We start from the raw sequence: 1475 nt of genomic DNA on the forward strand, positions 1-1475 counted from the left end.
GCGACCGCACCCGCGCCCGCACCACCGACGCACCCGTCGCCCGGAGCACCACACCACCCCACACGAACGGCAGCCAGACCTCGCCGTCCTCACGGGTGTCGTCGCCCACGAACTCCGTCGCGTGCAGGACCGCGTCGAGCAGGGCGGGGTGGACGCCGAAGGCAGCGGCCTGGTCGCGGGAGGCGGAGGGCAGCTCCACCTCGACGCACAGGTCGCCGCCGGCGCGCCAGGCGGACTTCAGGCCCTGGAACAGCGGACCGTAGGCATACCCCTCCGCCGCCAGACCCTCGTAGAAGCCCTCCAGCTCCACGCGTTCGGCACCCGCCGGCGGCCACACGCCGTCGGCCCGGTCCGTCCGGGCCGGAGCCGGCTCGGGGACGAGGGTGCCGCTGGTGTGCAGCGTCCACGGCAGGTCGCCGGGGGTGTCGTCGGAGGCGTCGTCGGGGCGGGAGTAGAACTCGACGGTCCTGCGGCCCTGCTCGTCGGGCGCCGAGACGACGGCCTGGAGGGCGACGCCGCCGCTCTCGGGCACCACCAGCGGCGCCTGGTGCATGAGTTCGCCGACGCCGGCGCAGCCGACCAGCGCGGCGGCGTGCACGGCCATGTCCACGAACGACGTGCCCGGCAGCATGACCACGCCGCTGACGGTGTGCTCGGCCAGCCAGGGCTGGGTGGTCAGCGACAGCCGGCCGGTCAGCACCGTGCCGTTGTCGGTGCCGCCGAGGTCGACGACCGCCGTCAGCAGCGGGTGGGTCGACCGCTGCTGACCGAATCCGGCGGCGTCACCGGTCACGGTGGTGGCGTTCAGCCAGTAGGTCTTGCGCTGGAAGGGATACGTCGGCAAGTCGACACGGCGTGCGCCGCGGCCCGCGAACAACGCCGGCCAGTCGACCGCCGCGCCCCGGGTGTACGCCGTCGCCACCGCGCCCAGCAGCTCCGCCTCCTCACCGCGCTCACGCCGCAGCGCCGAAGCGAACACCACCCCGTCCTCGCCACCGAAGTCATCGGCCCCCTCGGCCGCCAGGCACTCCCGCGCCAGCGCCGACAGCACCGCGTCCGGACCCAGCTCCAGAGCGGTCCGCACCCCCATGTCCGCCAGGGTGCGCACCCCGTCGGCGAACCGCACCGCCTCCCGGACCTGGCGCACCCAGTACTCCGGCGAGCACAGCTCCTCCACCGACGCCACCGCGCCCGACACACCGGACACCACCGACACCCGCGGCGCCGCGTACTCGACGCTTTCCAGTACCTCGCGGTACCGGTCGAGCATCGGCTCCATCAGCGGCGAGTGGAAGGCGTGGCTCACGCGCAGGCCACGGGTGCGTACGCCGCGCTCCACCAGGCGGGAGACGATGTCGGCCACGGCCTCGCGTTCGCCCGAGACCACGACCGACGAGGGGCCGTTGACGGCGGCGATGTCCACGCCCGGGCCCAGGAGGGGGCGGACGTCCGCCTCGGCGGCGGTGACCGCCACC

General features: G+C 74.7%; 1 protein-coding gene. It reads right to left on the reverse strand.

Features of this window, described 5'->3' with window-relative positions:
* A partial coding sequence (locus JL475_RS38990; protein ID WP_202282924.1) for an acyltransferase domain-containing protein occupies window positions 1-1475 on the reverse strand: 1475 nt, incomplete at both ends.

It is taken from the genome of Streptomyces sp. M2CJ-2 (assembly GCF_016757295.1).
Taxonomy (GTDB): domain Bacteria; phylum Actinomycetota; class Actinomycetes; order Streptomycetales; family Streptomycetaceae; genus Streptomyces.